Origin of the sequence: Vagococcus proximus (assembly GCF_029143285.1) — a bacterium.
GTDB lineage: Bacteria > Bacillota > Bacilli > Lactobacillales > Vagococcaceae > Vagococcus_D > Vagococcus_D proximus.
Window position 1 is genome coordinate 1 of sequence record NZ_JAPDSH010000003.1, and the last position, 15,861, is coordinate 15,861.

A 15,861-nucleotide genomic window follows, 5' to 3' on the forward strand; every position below is an offset into this window, starting at 1 on the left:
CAGGCATTACTGGTTCTGGTCGTTTATTACCAATGTAAATAACAATTGTTGCTGTTTCTGTTCCCTCAACACTTACGTAATGCGGTGTTTCATCAATTTGATAGCCATCTGGTGCCTTTGTTTCAATTAATTTATACTCTCCAACAAGCATTCTTTTGGCTGTAAATCCGTGCCCATCTTCTCCGACAACAATATGATCTACCACATTCCCAGTACTATCATATACATCAAATTCTGCACCCGCCAATAATAAATTCTCATCATCTTCGTCATGCTTGATAACTTCTATTTTCCCCGCATCTTCTCCGACACCTGAACCACCACCACTTAGGACAACTTCTTTATAAGCATCTTCAGTTACTGGATTCCCATCTTCATTGGCTTTTAAATTAACATCATTTCTAAATACTGTTGTTTTTCCGTTTTGTAAATACTCAATACCTTCTTTTAAAGTACTTGTATAAAGAACTTGAACCGGACGCTTTAATTCCCCATTAAATGTCATTATAAACGATCCCGTACTTTGATTAATTGATAAATTATACACAGCTGTAGGAACTTCTTCTTGATCTACACCACCATCTTTATAAGTTAATCTAAATGAGCCTTCATCAATCGAATGATACTCAGGATTAGCAAAACTATCTGACACTACTGTATCAGTTAGCGTTCTTGATGCTGGATTAATTAATAAGTTCCACATAATTTGATGGTAATGCCCTTGTTCGTCTGGTTCTCCAATTACCCATCCATTTTTAGCAACAAAACTCGCTCGGTTTGGATCAGGGCGATTACCATGAACCGCGAAAGAAATCTCTCCACATTTATTGTTTGGATGTTCTTTAAAATAACCATTCCACGTAATCGTTCCCGTAGCTTCACCTTTTTTCCCACTAAAATGACCTACAACATTGTTATTACTATCTAGAATATCAAATTCTGTGTCTGCGTCTAAAACACTATTTGGTGGTAATGTTACAGTAGTCGTGTCTCCATTTTCAATATCTACCTTATCATCAATACACCATTCATAATTAATTCCGACTGGATTTCCTTCATGCCACGCATTCGGATCATCTGTTGGGAGTGTTTCACCATTATTACCGGTTGCATTTCCCCCATGAAATCCTGGTATATCAATAGTCTTAAATGTCGCTCCCCCCATATCATTCACTTGTGTGGCTAAACTTGCTAATGGTGATATTACTGAGATTATCATCACCATCAATACTGTCATAAATTTTCTCATAAAAAATCCCCTTCTTTCTTAAATCAGCATATCTGATATAGACTATTAAATTTTTCTTATAAACAAAATTGTTTATAAGGGTCCTAATATAAACAAAATTATATAGCATCTCTCCTATAATTTTGTATTTATTTTTCAGAATATTAATAATTTTTTTACAAAAAAAAAAAAATATATAGAAAGTAGTGACTAAATAAAAGATGCCCTATATAATGAACAACTCACATCAAAATTATGTATATATTCTCGTGAGTCATATGAAGCATGCATTTCTTTTAGTCTCTGTTGGAAGTATTTTTGGATTACGTAGACAAAGATGAGTTATCTAGGTTAATTTGACAAATAATATCAAATTAGATTTTTTATGTCTTCAAAAAAAGTGCTAATCGAGTGATTAGCACTTACTTCTTTCTTAATTTTGAAATTTCTTCCCTATGAATGTCACTTTTTTCTTCAATAAAAACTTCATGTCTTTTTGATAAATTATCCCAGTACATCGCTTCTTTATCATCTTTTTTACTTGGAGATGTCTCTGCCATCAAATAATAGGCTAAAATTTCTGACAATTTTTCAGAACCTTGCAATGTAAGGTGAGCATAGTTTTGATAGTCACCATAATCATCAAAATTCAAAAGTTTTAGATTTTCTTCATCCATAAAATCAATAAACATAATCCCTTTACTTATACACTTTTGCTTTAATGAGGTCATTTCAACTTCGTTATTAGAAAATGACGGCATTGATATGACTACTAAGGAAATACCCTTTTTATCTAATATTTTTTTTACATTTAATAACTCTTTTACATCCTCATCCGATACAGGTACTGGTTCCTTCCCTGTTAACTTAAGCGTTTTAGCATTACTTGTCTTCATATCAATTGGTCTTAAATTAGTATAGCCCAAAGCACTTTCTTCATAAGGGTATGATTTCATGCCTTTTTTTAAACGAAAAAGCTCTACCTTATCAATATCATTAACATTTTGAGCATAGGTTAACATTTGACTCATCGGATTTCTCAAAACCTCTGTCAACTCATTTGATAATCCACGTTCTTTTAAAGAATCTAAAAAATCTATTTTTTCTTTGCGCGTTGGTAGCAAATCAATACCATACTTATAATATTCTGGTCTTGTTCCATGCTGTGGCTCAGTAGCTAAATTCCATCCTAAACCTTCTACAACAACAACTTTAGGCTTAAACCTATCTGTATAACTATCTATTAACTCAGCTGTTAAGTATATAGGCTGTGCTGCTGAACCTAGATTCAAGCCCGAAAAACCGCTATGCTTATACACAGTACTCGGAGATATTCCCAACTGAACTTTACTTTCACCCATATAAAGCACGTCAACTTGATGATTATCTTTTTCCAATTCTTTTATTTGTTTCATTCTAGTGAAAACTTGACCATCTCTTTCTTTAAAATTAACCGTCGTCAAATTGTACGTTACTTGTAATCCAATGGCTAAGATAATCAAAGAGATAACAATCGGGCCTAATTTCTCAACAGTATTTATTAATCCCTTAATAGTAACTCACCCTCTCTTGACACTAAATCGTATAAAATTATTCACTCATTTTTTCGATTATTTTTTGAGGAGTTGCCCATTCTGCTTTTTTAAATTTAGTTACATGAACCTTTTTACCACATTTCTCTTCTAACTCAATTAATAATTGAACAGCCGATAGCGAATCAAATAAACCTTCTTCAAATAAATCTAGTTCTAAATCTTCCTTTACCTCATCCGTACCTGTTAAATCTTCTAATATGTCTAAAATTTGTTCTGTTAAATCCATTTTAATCATCCTCCATTTTTATAATAATTTATCTAAAAATCCTGAAAATAATAATAACCCAAATGCAACTGCATTAAACGTTAAAAAGATCGCAAAAACATGTGTTAATTTATTACTAGGTAACCAAATTTTCTTTTTACGTTTATTTTTTCTTTTAAATCTAATCCACCAGTCTGTCAGACAAATTAATGAAGCGTGGTATAAACCATAAACCAAATAATACCAAGTTATCCCATGCCAGATAGCCATTAAAAGAAATAGTACAAAATAACCAATATTTGATGTTACAATTCTACTTTTGAATACACGTTTTTTTAAAAGTGTCATCATCAATCTCATATAAACATAATCTCTGAACCATGTCGAAAGTGATATATGCCATCTTTCCCAAAAATCTTTAATATTATGGCTGATAAATGGCTTGTTAAAGTTAATCGGAGTATCATAGCCCATAATTCGACTTGTACCTACAGCAAATAGGCTATACCCTGCAAAGTCAAAGAATAGATATAATGTATAAGAATACATCACACCTACTAGTGGCCAAGACAGACCACCTGCTGCTAAAGCTTGCTCTTGGAAAGGCACCAATAAAAACTTATCAATTAAAATTGCTAAAATAAATTTATACAATAATCCTTTATAAATCATATGAACCCCACTATATAACATTGCGTCATATGTTTTTTTATCAGGGACATTTAGTAAATCTTCTTCAAATCTTTCATAACGATCAATTGGACCTGAAGATATGGTTGGGAAAAAAATTAAAAACTGAAAAAAATTTCTCGCTTGATAATCCGTAATCATCTCATCTCTAATATCCATTACCATTTGTACTGATTTAAAAGTTAAATAAGAAATACCTAAAAAACCAACAAGACTCGCAACAGTATCTAAGTTATTTGTTGTTAAGAGACTCGGATTTTTTAAACTCAAACTTTTTATAAATGGAATTATCTTAACTATTATCAACGGTAACAGTGCCATTAAGACTGCTAGATAAAAGATTACCGTACTATTCTTACTTTTTCTATAATGAAAATATCCCGTTATTAATAGTATTTGCCAAATTAAATACATGATTAATGCAATCGCTGTAGGATAGCCTGGTCCGCCAAAACTAATGTATAAGAAAAATACTGTAATTAGATTTTGATACCACATAAATTTTTTCCCACGTTTCAACTGAATAATTAATGGGATCAAGGCTAATAATAATAAAATAAAGTATATAGGTGATTCATACGGTGTCATGTACATAAAACTTTCATCAAATTTAAGTAGAGCCTCATTCACTAATCGTTCACCTCACTAATTAAATGCTTACGATCAATTTTTCCATTTTGAGTTAAAGGAAGTTCATCTCTAAAAATAAAAGTTTGCGGAATCATATACTCCATTACTAATTCTTTCATTTCATTCTTTATATATTTAGCTAAATGAAATTCTTTTTCAAAATCATGGTGTTCTGGAATAATATAGGCAACCAACCTCTGTACTTTAAAATCTTTGTACTTCGGCACAACCGTAGCTGACTTGACATATTTATTTTTCCTTAAATGATACTCTATATCTTCTAACTCCATGCGATAACCATGGAATTTAATTTGAAAATCAATTCTTCCACGATAATATACTATGCCATCTTCAATTATAGCAGCGTCACCCGTATGGTAAGCTGGGGTACCCTCATAATCAAAGAAAACCTCATTTGTTTTCTCTGAATTATTGATATAGCCTTTAGAGACTGTTGGTCCCGCTATAATTAATTCTCCTTTTTCACCATCTGGCAAACGCTTGCCTTCTAACATAGTAAACATATCTGTTCCTGGTTTTATGTAACCAATTGGTAGGCGATCCATTTTATTTAACAACTCTTGTGTAATTTCAATTTTAGTTACAATAACTGTTGCTTCAGTAGGACCATATGCATTATAAGTTTTAGCATTTGGGAACCTCTTAACTAGTTCACTTGCTGTTTTATGTTTTAATTCTTCTCCAGCTAATAAAAATTTTCTTAAATTAGGATAATTACTTCCATTGAAATCATCATTCATCAAACAAATTTCAACAAATGATGGTGTTGAAATCCATACATCTAATTCGGATTCTTCTAAACGGTTAAATAATACTTCGTAATCAGAAATTAGTTCTTTTGTTATTGGAATCAACACGCCACCCATCAACAAACTACTATATGTTATCATTACCGATACATCGAATGAATAAGGAACTTGAGCTAAAAAATTATCTCCTTCTTTAAAATCAAAGTCACTAACACACCATTCTAAGAAATTAATTAAATTAGAATAACTTATTTGAACTCCTTTAGGAACTCCAGTTGTCCCTGAAGTGAAGATAATATAGATAGTTTCGTCATCAGTTACAGGCTTAATACTTTTTTCTAACACTAATTCCTCACTCATCACTTGCTCAGCTTCCACTTTTGTTATAACTGAGATCAACTTCTCATCTACAGGCCAATCATTCCATGTGATAACTGCTTCACAATCTGATACCTCAATCATCAACTCAATACGATCGATTGGAGTTTGATTATCAACTGGTGCATAGGCATGGCCCGATTTCATACATGCAATATAAGAAACAAACATTTGATGCTCCATACCACCATATATTAAGATTGTTTTATTTTTTTTATAACGTTGAGCAAGTAGTACAGCTAAAGTATCGGATTCTCTTTTTAATTGCCCATATGTATAAGTAAAATCTCCATCTTTAAAACAAATTTTATTTGGTTCTTCACGTGCAATCTTATTTAATTGTGTGACTATTTTATTCATATTATCCACCATCAGACTTTCTTTCTATTAAAATTCGGTATATACAAAGTCAGGAACATCTCCACCAATAACAAAAACATACACATATAATAGTAGTAATAAAATTACACTATATAATATAGTTTTATAAAAAAAAGCCCCTAATCTTCTCCAGTTACTTTTATTGGACATAAAGTCTCATCCTCTCACTTGGTTAAACCAATAAATACATTAGTACAATATTTTAATAATATCATAGCATAAAATGTAAGTCTACAAAGGTTTTCAGGACTTACACACCCCTATTGTTGTACTCTTACATATGATTAAGAAAATCAAAAAAAGGTTAGTTATAAATACCATATTTCCTTTTTTAATAACAAGATAATACGTTAGTAATAGTTTATTTATTTTGTGGAATCTTTCATCTGGATACATAAACCCGCTAGTAATATCTTTACTCAGCTGAGATAACGTAACGTAAAGAGAATTATTCTTGTCATACCTATATATAACTATCAAAATATGCTCTATCTAAGAGCCTACAGCAAATAACTTTCAACAACTAGTGGATTTAAAATAGTACATATATAATAATAGTTTGCTGAGATAAATAATCACAATTCTTCCGAAACTATTTTAAATAATACTTCAGAAATTAGGACTGAAAATGTTTTACCCTCCTTAGACAAACAACTTCTAAAGGTCACATAAACATTATTTAAATTTACGGGTCTTTTCAATCCAAGATAATTGACAGGTTGATGACTATTTGTCTCTCGTCTCGGCTTTTCCTGACCATATGTTATTTTTTGTAAGTACTGACTATCCTCTTTTTCTAATTTAAATACTTGAAGATAATCTAAGCGTTCCTTCCTTTTTACTGACTCATCAATCAACTGCCACAATTTCTTTTGTAATAAGTATGGGCCGCGTTCATTGCCCCTTCTTGTGATATATCGATTCAATTGATTACTAAACATTAACTTTCCTCCTAATTTTTATAATAAAAAAGACAACCAACACTTAATGTTAGTTGTCTCATAATTAGAATATGTATTTCAAAATAAAATAATACTATAACATTTAAGTTTAATTTTCTAACTTAGTTACCGTATTTAAGGCGAAACTATTGTTGCAAAATCCGTCCCTGTATGTCTTGTTTGAGCATCAATTCTACCATCAGTATAGACTCTAAAAGCTTTCATACCAAATCCGCTTTTTTCAATCGGTGCTGGATCATTTGTTTTAAAGCCAATCGCATAATAATCTCCTATTTCATCTGATATTAGCTCCCCACCACCTAATTGCTCGATAATTTCTAGTGTGACATCAGCATTATTTTTAGGCCATTGATCCTTAATAGCTAATACTCGTTCAGCAGCTTCTTCCGCATTATTTACTTCATTAGAAACTTTCTCCTCTTTATAATCTTCCCAATGTTCCACTCGTCCATCGCCATATGCTATTGCTGCTTCTGGACTTGCACCTGCTGCTTCTGCTTCTCTGTATCTCTCATGAGCCTGTTCTTCTAAACTTTTAGTACCTGTTGTTGTATTTTCTTTTTCAATTGACTGTTCTGTACTTTCTTCACTTATATCTGATTCTTTAGATGACTCTTTTTTCATCTTCGATAACTCTTTCTTTAAATCCGTTACCTCTTTTTTCATTTCTTCTAAATCTTTATCTTGCGTTGTTTCAACCTTCGATGGCATTTCTTCTGTCTTGCTTGTCTTTCCACCTTCGTTTTTTCCACATCCCGTTAATAAACATAATACACATAGTGATGATATAACTAACCCTTTTTTCATAATACCCTCCATCTTTACCTTGCTCAGCTAGTAATCAAACTCTAACTCATACTATTATATCAAAATCAGGTGTAATATTTATTCTAAATTAAAAAAATCCCACTATTTATGATACGCATGTCTTTGCAATAAATTGATAATGTCATTACATGCTATATATATAAGTATTATAGTTCTTTTACAAAATTGTTCTGATACTTATAAACTTTTTCAATTTGAGATAAATTTCTAGATATATCATCATATATAATTTGCCCTATTTCTAGCGATTCAATACTAATCTAACAAGCAGTACTCTAGAAAGTTCCTTAGCTCATTTTTATTATTAACAATAAATTAATTAATATGTTTAGACTCCTCTTACTCTTATACACATTAGCTTAATAACAAGGAGCTTATTTCGTAAAGTAAATACTCCCCCTTCGAACTCCAGTAACACTCGTCACTAGTCATCTCTTCATAAACTAAAGACTATCATCGCTCTTTGATTTTTACACCAACTATTTTATTACTCATTCACTTTTTTTGATAACTTTCTAACTTTAATAATCAAGTAAACGATTATTAAAAAGATTACTATTCCTCCACCAATCAAATAATACTTAAGATACGATAGTGGTTCTTGAATCGTTCGCTCATTGATTTTCTTCGCTTCATCATTGGTTACTGTAAAATCACGATTCCATTCCCATTCACCATATTCAGATGTCGCTTTAATATAAGCCTGGTACTTACCTGGCAATAACTTATTTTCAGACAATTGAACTTGGTAAGGAAAAATTGCTTGTGGCGCCAACTGATTGTCTCCTTTCGTCTTTTCTATTAGGAGTTTAGTTGAGCCTTTTTTATAAATTTTAGTTTGCACCTTTAAATCTGGAATAATATTAGAATTAATATTTTGAATGGGGACTTCTAAAGATGGATGGCCACCGTATTGTCCAACTTTAACTTCTTCTAAATCCAACTTAGCTTTGACTTGTTTTTTAGATGTTGATAACATAATTTCAACAGGATATCCCATTTGATTATGAATCGACATACCGCCGTCTTGCTTGTCTTCACTTTCTAAACTTTCATTCTTATCTATAACATAAATTCCACCTAAAACAATTCCCTGAATCTCTTCTTTAGGAGCTGTGATAGTGAACCGTACTTCTCGACTACTATCAGCTCGAACAATCACTTCATTCTCATTCAATGTTGTTAAATCTGTTAATTTATTTTTAGCACCTTTAACCATCCTTGCTTTCGGATCTGATTTATCAATTACTCCCTCTGCTAAAGTGCTAGCATTAACAATCATGACCTCGACTTTTTTTTCAATCTCTCCGCTATTATGAATTATAAGTTTATACGTCTTCGTTTCTGAAGGGTTCATTCGAATATTATACATACTCCGACTATCACCTTGTTGATTATCCGGAATATTAGGGGTCACGCTTATCGAAAACCCTTCCCCATGACCAATCATAGATACCATTAGAAATAATACTCCTAGAAAGAATACTGTTATCTTTTTCATTAAGACTTCTCCTTTTTACTTGATTAAACAAAAATAAGGACCAAAGTCCTTATTTTTAATTATTTCACTGGTACAGCTGCTTCTTGGCCAGAATTATTTGTGCCTTGGGAAAGTTTCCAAGTTAAATCCGATTTATACTCTGTTGTTGATTTAGCAGTTGCTGCGGTTGCTTGTGGGATACGTAATTTTGTTTTACTATAGTCAAATAAAAATTTTCCAGCACTTTCTTCACCTTTAGGTGCTGTAAAGATCGCCGTAGGTTCACTATTTTTTTTAGCATCCACTGTTACTAGTTGAATATCTGTCATTCCAAATTTATCAGATGACAACTCGCCATCTCGTCCCGTTACATCTTTAGCTTTAATTGAAAAATCAATACTCATTATCTCTAAAGCATCTTTCACTGCTCTTGTTGTTTCTTCGGGTTCTGTCGTCTTATGAGGCGCTATAAATTGTTCTGCTTGAACTGATACTGTCCAACCTAGTTCTTCACCTGTATAGTCAACCACACCTACTGTATCTCTAACTGCATTATTATGATTATCACTTTCATTAGAGTTATCTTTTAGTTTTGCTATACTTTCGCTTCCTACTTGGCCAGGTTCAAAATCAAATGTCGGTACTACCAACTCTTTATTAGCCGCATCTTTATTTACAAAACTTAATTCACCCTTTTCAAAAGTAACATGTCCTACGGTTTTTCCTGCCTGATCATCCTTCACAGAGACTGCATTGGCAACTAAACCTATTGAACTCCCTCCCAATGCAATACCTGATACTAATAATACTTTAATCGTTTTTTTCATGTTTAAATTCTCCCTTATTACTTTTTTTATTATCTAAAACTCGCCATCTAAAATATAACCCCATTATACCTACTACTACTAGACTTGACCCTCCCCACAGACGAGATACTTTTTCTTCTCCTGTTTGCGGAAGACGTCCCCTATGCTGAGTCGTTACTTTAATTGATTTTGGGTGTAATGGCCAAGACGGATTAGGTAAAAACGTGACACTCGTTTGACTTCTTTCATCACTATTCACTTCTTTAGCTGAACTACTTACTCCTATGAAACACCCCATCACTACTATAAAACCTATAAAAAAACAAAGTTTACTTTTCATACTCCAACACCTCTTTTAATGGAAATACGTTTTGATTTTTATAAGTTTGTCCAACTTGATTATCTATTAAAAACCATGTAATAGTTGTATCATAGATCAATTCTTTCTTTGTCCACATATAACTATTAGGTGCCACAATTAAATCTGCCTGTAGATTATTACGGGCGCTATTGTTATCTTTCACCCCAATAACAAATTCTTTCGCTTTAGCTGTTCCGCTTATAAGAGTAGTCATTTCTTTTCCAATAAACTGATTTGCCACTCTCAGTTCTAACCCTTTGTCCGGTACTTGTGTTTCACCTGTAAAATCAGTTAATTTAGCTTTTAGTTGCCAATTTGGTTCAAGTACAGTACTTTCCACCTCAATATATATTTGGTCTGTTACTCTGTCCAATACCTGTGCGCCTGCTTGCATTTTTCCTTTAAAAGACAGCCCTCCCTCTAATGATGCAAACCATGTCATTCCATCATATCTCAGATTAACCACTTGCCTATTTTCATTAAACGGAATTACTAACTCTCCTTTCTCATTTATTTCCTCCAATCCCAAATTATTTTCAATATAATTGAAATGCTTGTCCAGCATATCTGTTGGTACTAAGACAGATAGTTGCTCGTCTTTGGGCTCATAAATTTTACTTTCAACCATTTCTTTAGGCAATAACTTGTCATCCAATCCATTATTATAAACATAGTTGACGGTAATAGGTTGACGATCCAGTACTTCTAAACAAACTGGTTTTTCAGATTTTGTTACACCGTTCTCACCTTCAGCTAAACCAGTAATCATACTTTTTTTATCCTCTTCTAAATTCTTCATATCTTCAACAATTAAATCTAGCTCAATTTCTTGATTATCCTCATATCCATCATTACCATTAACACTACCATCAACTTTGATTTTAACTAATTCAATTCCTTCTTGTTCTACTAAAGAAACATCTACTTCATCCATCAATTCTTTTTTTTTTGACCCAATACGATAGTTATAAATTCTTGCCTTAGAACTCTCCCTATCCAATATTATGCCTTTAGGTAATCTCAAAGAAGTTGTCACATTCTGCCAGTGCTTTACTTTCGTGTCATTCGTTTTGCTATTTTCAACTAAATTATTACTCTTTAATGTCAGTTTATTTCCCTTAGATACTTTAATTTTTTCTGAATACTCTTTATCGTTAGCCTCTCGTTTCTTAATCGCTAATTTTTCATTCACGTTCGGATCATCTGGTAATTTAGTAACCGCAATCGCCGATGATGCAGACATATCTCCAGTGGACCCTGTGTATCCCCACCACACTTCTTTAGGTTCTCCCATTTTAAAGCCAAAAACAGCATTGATATCAGCTATATCCATTGATTGATATGAAACTAAGCTATGGTCTGTCTCCATTGGATTTTCCGACTCAGATTGATCTCTATAGACTACTTGCATATCTGTCTCCGCCGTTAAACTCCCACTATTAGTACCAGTTGGGTTCCATGATATTTGAAATTTGTGCCATTTCCCATCACCTAGGTCAACTTTAGAAAACGCTAAAGATTCATGCGGAATAAGATCGTTTGGTTCGTTAGCATACCCTTTAACAAACCCCATATGTGATCCTTTTTTATTAAAATTGCTCCCATTACTTCCTCTTACATTATGAACATCATTATCAACTGCACCAAAATCACCTGATACTCGTGGGTTTAAATGAGTATCCAATTCAAAAGATAAGGAATTTTTCACTCTTCTATTTTTAGGACTTTGTTGTGCTGCTATCCCACTGACTTTTGGACCATTTACTCCTAGATAGGCACCTTCGGCATTACCGTTTGAGGCATATTGACCACCTTTTTTTCCTATATCGGTTGCATTTTTACCATCCTTATCATTATGTAAAGTAAACGTAATCCCATCAGCAATTTCGCCATTATTTCTATCTCCAAGATAAATATAAGATTCATAAGTAAACTTTTTAGATAAATCAACTTTAGTTTTGGCCCAAATAGATGTCGATGTTCCCTTAGCAGGACGAACTGCTGCATCAGTCAACTGTAATACTTTATCTTCTCGTTGAATTTCTCCTTGCTGCCCTTTTTCTGGATCAGGATTTAAAGTAGATCCCCCATTTAATCGTTGGATAATATTTGGCGGTGAAAAGACATCTAATATTTTTTGAACATCTTCAATTTTATTTCCATGTATATCAATCAAACTCGGTATCTTTGATATACTTCTTTCTGTCCCCTCGTCAAATCGTTTGTAACTTACTTGGCTTTCTTGATTATTTTCTTCAGTTGATATTACATCACTTGAGCATTCTTCTTTAATTTCTGTTTCAACTTCTGAATTAAATTCTCCTTTTATCTGACAAGAGCCTATTGTCTCATTTTCATTTTTTTTCACAATTTGTGTAAGGCCCGACTTAGTAATAAGCTGAGAACCCAACACCCCTATCATGACTAATACTTTGAGCTTATTAAATTTCAATCATATCCTCCTCGATTCAAAATTAGATCATCATTTAGAAAAATTAAAATACATTATATTATTAAAGTATAGGCCTTATTACAAAATAGGTCTTTCACAGTTATCTATTTTTCTATCCACAAAAGTGCTATCTAAACAAATATCCATTAACCTACTCAATAAAAGTGTGACATAAACGATAAAAACCATTAGTTTGATTTTTTATTAAACAAAAAAGTCCAACTAACAAATTGTGTCAGTTGGACTTTAAACTAATATAGATTAAAAATAATTACCTGCTTGTATCGTTAAACCACTCAATCAAATTCAATAGATTCTACGACATTACCACACTTTTCTATAAATAATTTCAAATCTTTAGTTTCTAAAAAAACTGTACTTGTGTTTACGTTAGGATGTACCCCGATTATCCCAGACTCAAAATAGCTATCAATAACCACTGTTACGTTATTAATTTTATTATTTATGACCCCTAAAGGTGTTACAGCTCCTCTTTCCAAGGATAAATAATGATTTAAATCTTTTTCTGATGCAAAGCTCAGTGGACGAGAGCCTATGGTTGCCTTTAATTCTTTTAAATTTACACGATAAGTATTCTTAACAACAATAATATAATAATTCCTCTTTTTATCATCACGTAAAAATAAATTTTTAGCAATCCTATCAGTATTTTTTAACGATAAGCTATTCATCTCTTCAATAGTAGTAATTGGTGGATGATTAATAACATCGTAATCTATACATAAGTCTTCAAATACATCTCTTATATTTTTCATAATGAACTCCTTGCTCCTTGAAAAGTATCTATCTAGGCAGGTGAACTAACTCATTATTTATGATACGCATGTCCGTATCATAAATAATGAGGTTATTTCTAAATAAATTTTCTCATCCTCCTTTATATCATTCTTAGATAAAAATATATTATGATTAGTTCACAGTGTATTTCAAGCAGTATTCTATTCTTTATAAAATTGTTTTCACATACATATCAAATTTTCCATTGCCTCCCACTTATTAATAGCTTACACTTGATTAACAGACATATATTGTCCATTAATAAAAAAGGAGGGGGGATTATCAACCACCGATTACTCTATATGTATACCCAATTACTACAACGAAAAGTCATTCATAAACAAAAAATGAGTGAGCTATTTGGTGTTAACACTCGGACTATCCAACGGGATTTAGCCACTCTAAAAGATTTTTTAACCCTACACTCGCCTGATAGTATGCTGCTTTACAAACGCTCACTAAACGGTTATATACTTGAATCTAATACTGTCTTAAATAAAGAATATCTATTAGTCTTAACAAAGATTCTTTTAGAAAGTCGTTCTTTAACAAAATCCGAACTACTTACTATTATCAATCAACTTAGCACTAATCTTGATTCATCGGATAAAAAAGAACTTTACCGCCTTTACGGCAATGAACTGAACCATTATATCGGACCCAAACATGAGAAACCATTAGCTCACTTCATTTGGAACCTTACGGAAAAAATAACAGATAATCAAGAAATAAAACTATTATATAAACGCAGTGATAAACAAGTTAATACTTATTATCTTATTCCGCAATCTATTATTTTCTCTGACTTCTATTTCTACCTTACTGCCTATAATATTAATAAGAAACAAGTTAATACATACCGAGTTGATCGCATATTAGCTATCGAGAACTATAAAAACCAGGCAACTAACACAACGATTAAAGTTGAAGATAGTGAGTTCCGAAAACATGCCCACCTCATGCAAGTGGATAAATTAGTTACCGTTACAGTTGAATTTAGCGGTACCTTGGAAGCTCTTCTTGATAAATTCCCTCATCATAGTCTATTAGAAAATAGTCCAGGGGAACTGCCACAAATAGAAATCACGGCTTATCAGAAAGGTTTAGAAATGTGGTTGTTTAGTCAACGTGATTTAGTTAAAATACTCGGACCAGAGTCATTTAAAACAGACTATCTAGCAATTTTAAATTGTATGCTTAGTTATTATAAATAGAAGTAAAAAGAGATATCTTTCTCTTTTTGCTTCTATTTATTATCCAGTCTACCGCCTTTGTAGACAATTTCTTAAAACTAACCCTCCCACCATTAACAAATAGTGTATTTTTTCTGTCTTTTTATCCCTCATCACTAATTATTATCTGGTTCACCATACTTATTTGTTGACTCGTCTCCTTTTTTTATTAAGAAGTACAAACCAAATGGGGGAAAGAGAGCTTGCCATACCATATAGTACCAAGGTTTTCCCACATCATGATACCGACGTACTGTTAATGCTAGGCTTAAAACAAAAAGGATTAATATTCCAATATTCCCTAAAAAATGACTAACACTGTCCAATATCCCAACAATTATAGCTAACCCAAACAGCCCTACACCGGCCCACCAATAGTTACCTCTACTCGTTCTCCCTTCAAAATTAAAAATATTATCTACCATTAAACGGCTTGCTTCTTTTATTTTTGCTATATTTTCTTCCATAACTGTTCCCAACTTTCTTCTATTATTTTCACTAATCTTCAATATTACTATTTTACTAAGCCTTCATCTTCTTCAATAATCGCTTAATATGTCGCTCAGAGTAACCTAATTCTTTTGCTAATTCCTTTGGACTTTTTTGATTTTTTTGTTTGTTAATTAATACTGGCAAATGTTTTCTATCCACAAGCTTCAACGGGAAGGTTACTTGAATCCCTTTGAATTCCTCATAAATTAATAACGCATTCTTTTTTCCAATTAATTTGACTAAGTCTTGGTAAACTGGGTACCAATTTTTAATTTCCTGCTGAATTATCATTCCCTCCTTTAAAATAATGTCATATTCATCATAAAACAGTTTTCTCCCATAAACTAACTCCCTTGTCATAGTCAAAAACCTTTCAAATGTCATTAAGTCGACCAAGACTTGCTCTTGAATCTATTTATATAATACAACAGGCAAATAGACGTAATACGTCTCTTTATTAAAAGAGTTTATCAAAAAGAAGTATGAGACTTAAGCCTCATACTTCTTTTTGAAGATTATCTATATTTTATATTTTTTTATACCTCGAGAACTTCTTTTTATTTGCCTGTCCCC

General features: G+C 32.2%; 16 protein-coding genes. 1 reads left to right on the forward strand and 15 read right to left on the reverse strand.

All coding sequences use genetic code 11. The annotated features are described in order from the left end of the window. From OL233_RS04590 to OL233_RS04650, 13 genes are all read right to left on the reverse strand, one after another. The coding region (locus tag OL233_RS04590) for a SpaA isopeptide-forming pilin-related protein (protein ID WP_275471197.1) at nt 1-1,249 on the reverse strand (1,249 nt) is incomplete at its 3' end. A gap of 401 nt (nt 1,250-1,650) precedes the next feature. Next, nucleotides 1,651-2,643, reverse strand: a complete 993-nt coding sequence (locus OL233_RS04595; protein WP_275471198.1) for a hypothetical protein — start codon at nt 2,641-2,643, stop codon at nt 1,651-1,653. A gap of 175 nt (nt 2,644-2,818) precedes the next feature. After that, nucleotides 2,819-3,049 carry a D-alanine--poly(phosphoribitol) ligase subunit DltC gene (dltC, locus tag OL233_RS04600; protein ID WP_275471199.1) on the reverse strand — a complete coding sequence of 77 codons (231 nt, stop codon included), beginning with the start codon at nt 3,047-3,049 and terminating at the stop codon, nt 2,819-2,821. An 18-nt stretch (nt 3,050-3,067) separates the two neighbouring features. Further along, nucleotides 3,068-4,312, reverse strand: coding sequence for a D-alanyl-lipoteichoic acid biosynthesis protein DltB (gene dltB, locus OL233_RS04605; protein WP_275471447.1), 1,245 nt, complete (start codon nt 4,310-4,312; stop codon nt 3,068-3,070). Between the two features lie 35 nt (nt 4,313-4,347). Beyond that, the gene (gene dltA / locus OL233_RS04610; protein WP_275471200.1) at nt 4,348-5,856 is read right to left on the reverse strand and encodes a D-alanine--poly(phosphoribitol) ligase subunit DltA; all 1,509 of its coding nucleotides are present in this window, start codon (nt 5,854-5,856) and stop codon (nt 4,348-4,350) included. 27 nt (nt 5,857-5,883) lie between these two features. Then, on the reverse strand, nt 5,884-6,027 hold the full coding sequence (gene dltX, locus OL233_RS04615; protein ID WP_275471201.1) for a teichoic acid D-Ala incorporation-associated protein DltX: 144 nt from the start codon (nt 6,025-6,027) through the stop codon (nt 5,884-5,886). A gap of 425 nt (nt 6,028-6,452) precedes the next feature. Beyond that, nucleotides 6,453-6,818 (reverse strand): DUF960 family protein, encoded by a 366-nt coding sequence (locus OL233_RS04620; RefSeq protein ID WP_275471202.1) that lies wholly within the window; start codon nt 6,816-6,818, stop codon nt 6,453-6,455. Between the two features lie 135 nt (nt 6,819-6,953). Further along, on the reverse strand, nt 6,954-7,646 hold the full coding sequence (locus OL233_RS04625; RefSeq protein ID WP_275471203.1) for a hypothetical protein: 693 nt from the start codon (nt 7,644-7,646) through the stop codon (nt 6,954-6,956). 508 nt (nt 7,647-8,154) lie between these two features. Further along, on the reverse strand, nt 8,155-9,168 hold the full coding sequence (locus OL233_RS04630; protein WP_275471204.1) for a WxLIP family cell surface protein: 1,014 nt from the start codon (nt 9,166-9,168) through the stop codon (nt 8,155-8,157). A 59-nt stretch (nt 9,169-9,227) separates the two neighbouring features. Continuing rightward, nucleotides 9,228-9,974 (reverse strand): WxL domain-containing protein, encoded by a 747-nt coding sequence (locus OL233_RS04635; protein WP_275471205.1) that lies wholly within the window; start codon nt 9,972-9,974, stop codon nt 9,228-9,230. Further along, entirely contained in the window at nt 9,958-10,293 is a 336-nt protein-coding gene (locus tag OL233_RS04640; protein WP_275471206.1) for a hypothetical protein, read from the reverse strand. The genes OL233_RS04635 and OL233_RS04640 overlap by 17 nt, the downstream gene beginning before the upstream one ends. Beyond that, nucleotides 10,283-12,766: a lectin-like domain-containing protein gene (locus OL233_RS04645; RefSeq protein ID WP_275471207.1), complete on the reverse strand. Its 2,484-nt coding sequence runs from the start codon at nt 12,764-12,766 to the stop codon at nt 10,283-10,285. Before OL233_RS04645 ends, OL233_RS04640 begins: the two co-directional genes overlap by 11 nt. Nucleotides 12,767-13,062: 296 nt before the next feature. Continuing rightward, nucleotides 13,063-13,542: a prolyl-tRNA synthetase associated domain-containing protein gene (locus tag OL233_RS04650; RefSeq protein ID WP_275471208.1), complete on the reverse strand. Its 480-nt coding sequence runs from the start codon at nt 13,540-13,542 to the stop codon at nt 13,063-13,065. 324 nt (nt 13,543-13,866) lie between these two features. Here OL233_RS04650 and OL233_RS04655 point away from each other — a divergent pair, with 324 nt between their 5' ends. After that, on the forward strand, nt 13,867-14,778 hold the full coding sequence (locus OL233_RS04655; protein ID WP_275471209.1) for a helix-turn-helix transcriptional regulator: 912 nt from the start codon (nt 13,867-13,869) through the stop codon (nt 14,776-14,778). A 134-nt stretch (nt 14,779-14,912) separates the two neighbouring features. Here the strand turns inward: OL233_RS04655 and OL233_RS04660 are convergent, their stop codons facing one another. Beyond that, entirely contained in the window at nt 14,913-15,305 is a 393-nt protein-coding gene (locus tag OL233_RS04660; protein ID WP_275471210.1) for a DUF805 domain-containing protein, read from the reverse strand. Nucleotides 15,306-15,318: 13 nt separating this feature from the next. Next, the gene (locus tag OL233_RS04665) at nt 15,319-15,579 is read right to left on the reverse strand and encodes a helix-turn-helix transcriptional regulator (protein WP_275471211.1); all 261 of its coding nucleotides are present in this window, start codon (nt 15,577-15,579) and stop codon (nt 15,319-15,321) included. Between the last annotated feature and the right edge of the window lie 282 nt (nt 15,580-15,861).

Bases quoted from the DNA above. Each gene is read 5' to 3' on its own strand.
- OL233_RS04595 (WP_275471198.1), bottom strand. From the start codon at position 2,643: ATGAAACAAATAAAAGAATTGGAAAAAGATAATCATCAAGTTGACGTG.
- dltC (WP_275471199.1), bottom strand. From the start codon at position 3,049: ATGGATTTAACAGAACAAATTTTAGACATATTAGAAGATTTAACAGGT.
- dltB (WP_275471447.1), bottom strand. From the start codon at position 4,312: ATGTACATGACACCGTATGAATCACCTATATACTTTATTTTATTATTA.
- dltA (WP_275471200.1), bottom strand. From the start codon at position 5,856: ATGAATAAAATAGTCACACAATTAAATAAGATTGCACGTGAAGAACCA.
- dltX (WP_275471201.1), bottom strand. From the start codon at position 6,027: ATGTCCAATAAAAGTAACTGGAGAAGATTAGGGGCTTTTTTTTATAAA.
- OL233_RS04620 (WP_275471202.1), bottom strand. From the start codon at position 6,818: ATGTTTAGTAATCAATTGAATCGATATATCACAAGAAGGGGCAATGAA.
- OL233_RS04625 (WP_275471203.1), bottom strand. From the start codon at position 7,646: ATGAAAAAAGGGTTAGTTATATCATCACTATGTGTATTATGTTTATTA.
- OL233_RS04630 (WP_275471204.1), bottom strand. From the start codon at position 9,168: ATGAAAAAGATAACAGTATTCTTTCTAGGAGTATTATTTCTAATGGTA.
- OL233_RS04635 (WP_275471205.1), bottom strand. From the start codon at position 9,974: ATGAAAAAAACGATTAAAGTATTATTAGTATCAGGTATTGCATTGGGA.
- OL233_RS04640 (WP_275471206.1), bottom strand. From the start codon at position 10,293: ATGAAAAGTAAACTTTGTTTTTTTATAGGTTTTATAGTAGTGATGGGG.
- OL233_RS04650 (WP_275471208.1), bottom strand. From the start codon at position 13,542: ATGAAAAATATAAGAGATGTATTTGAAGACTTATGTATAGATTACGAT.
- OL233_RS04655 (WP_275471209.1), top strand. From the start codon at position 13,867: ATGTATACCCAATTACTACAACGAAAAGTCATTCATAAACAAAAAATG.
- OL233_RS04665 (WP_275471211.1), bottom strand. From the start codon at position 15,579: ATGATAATTCAGCAGGAAATTAAAAATTGGTACCCAGTTTACCAAGAC.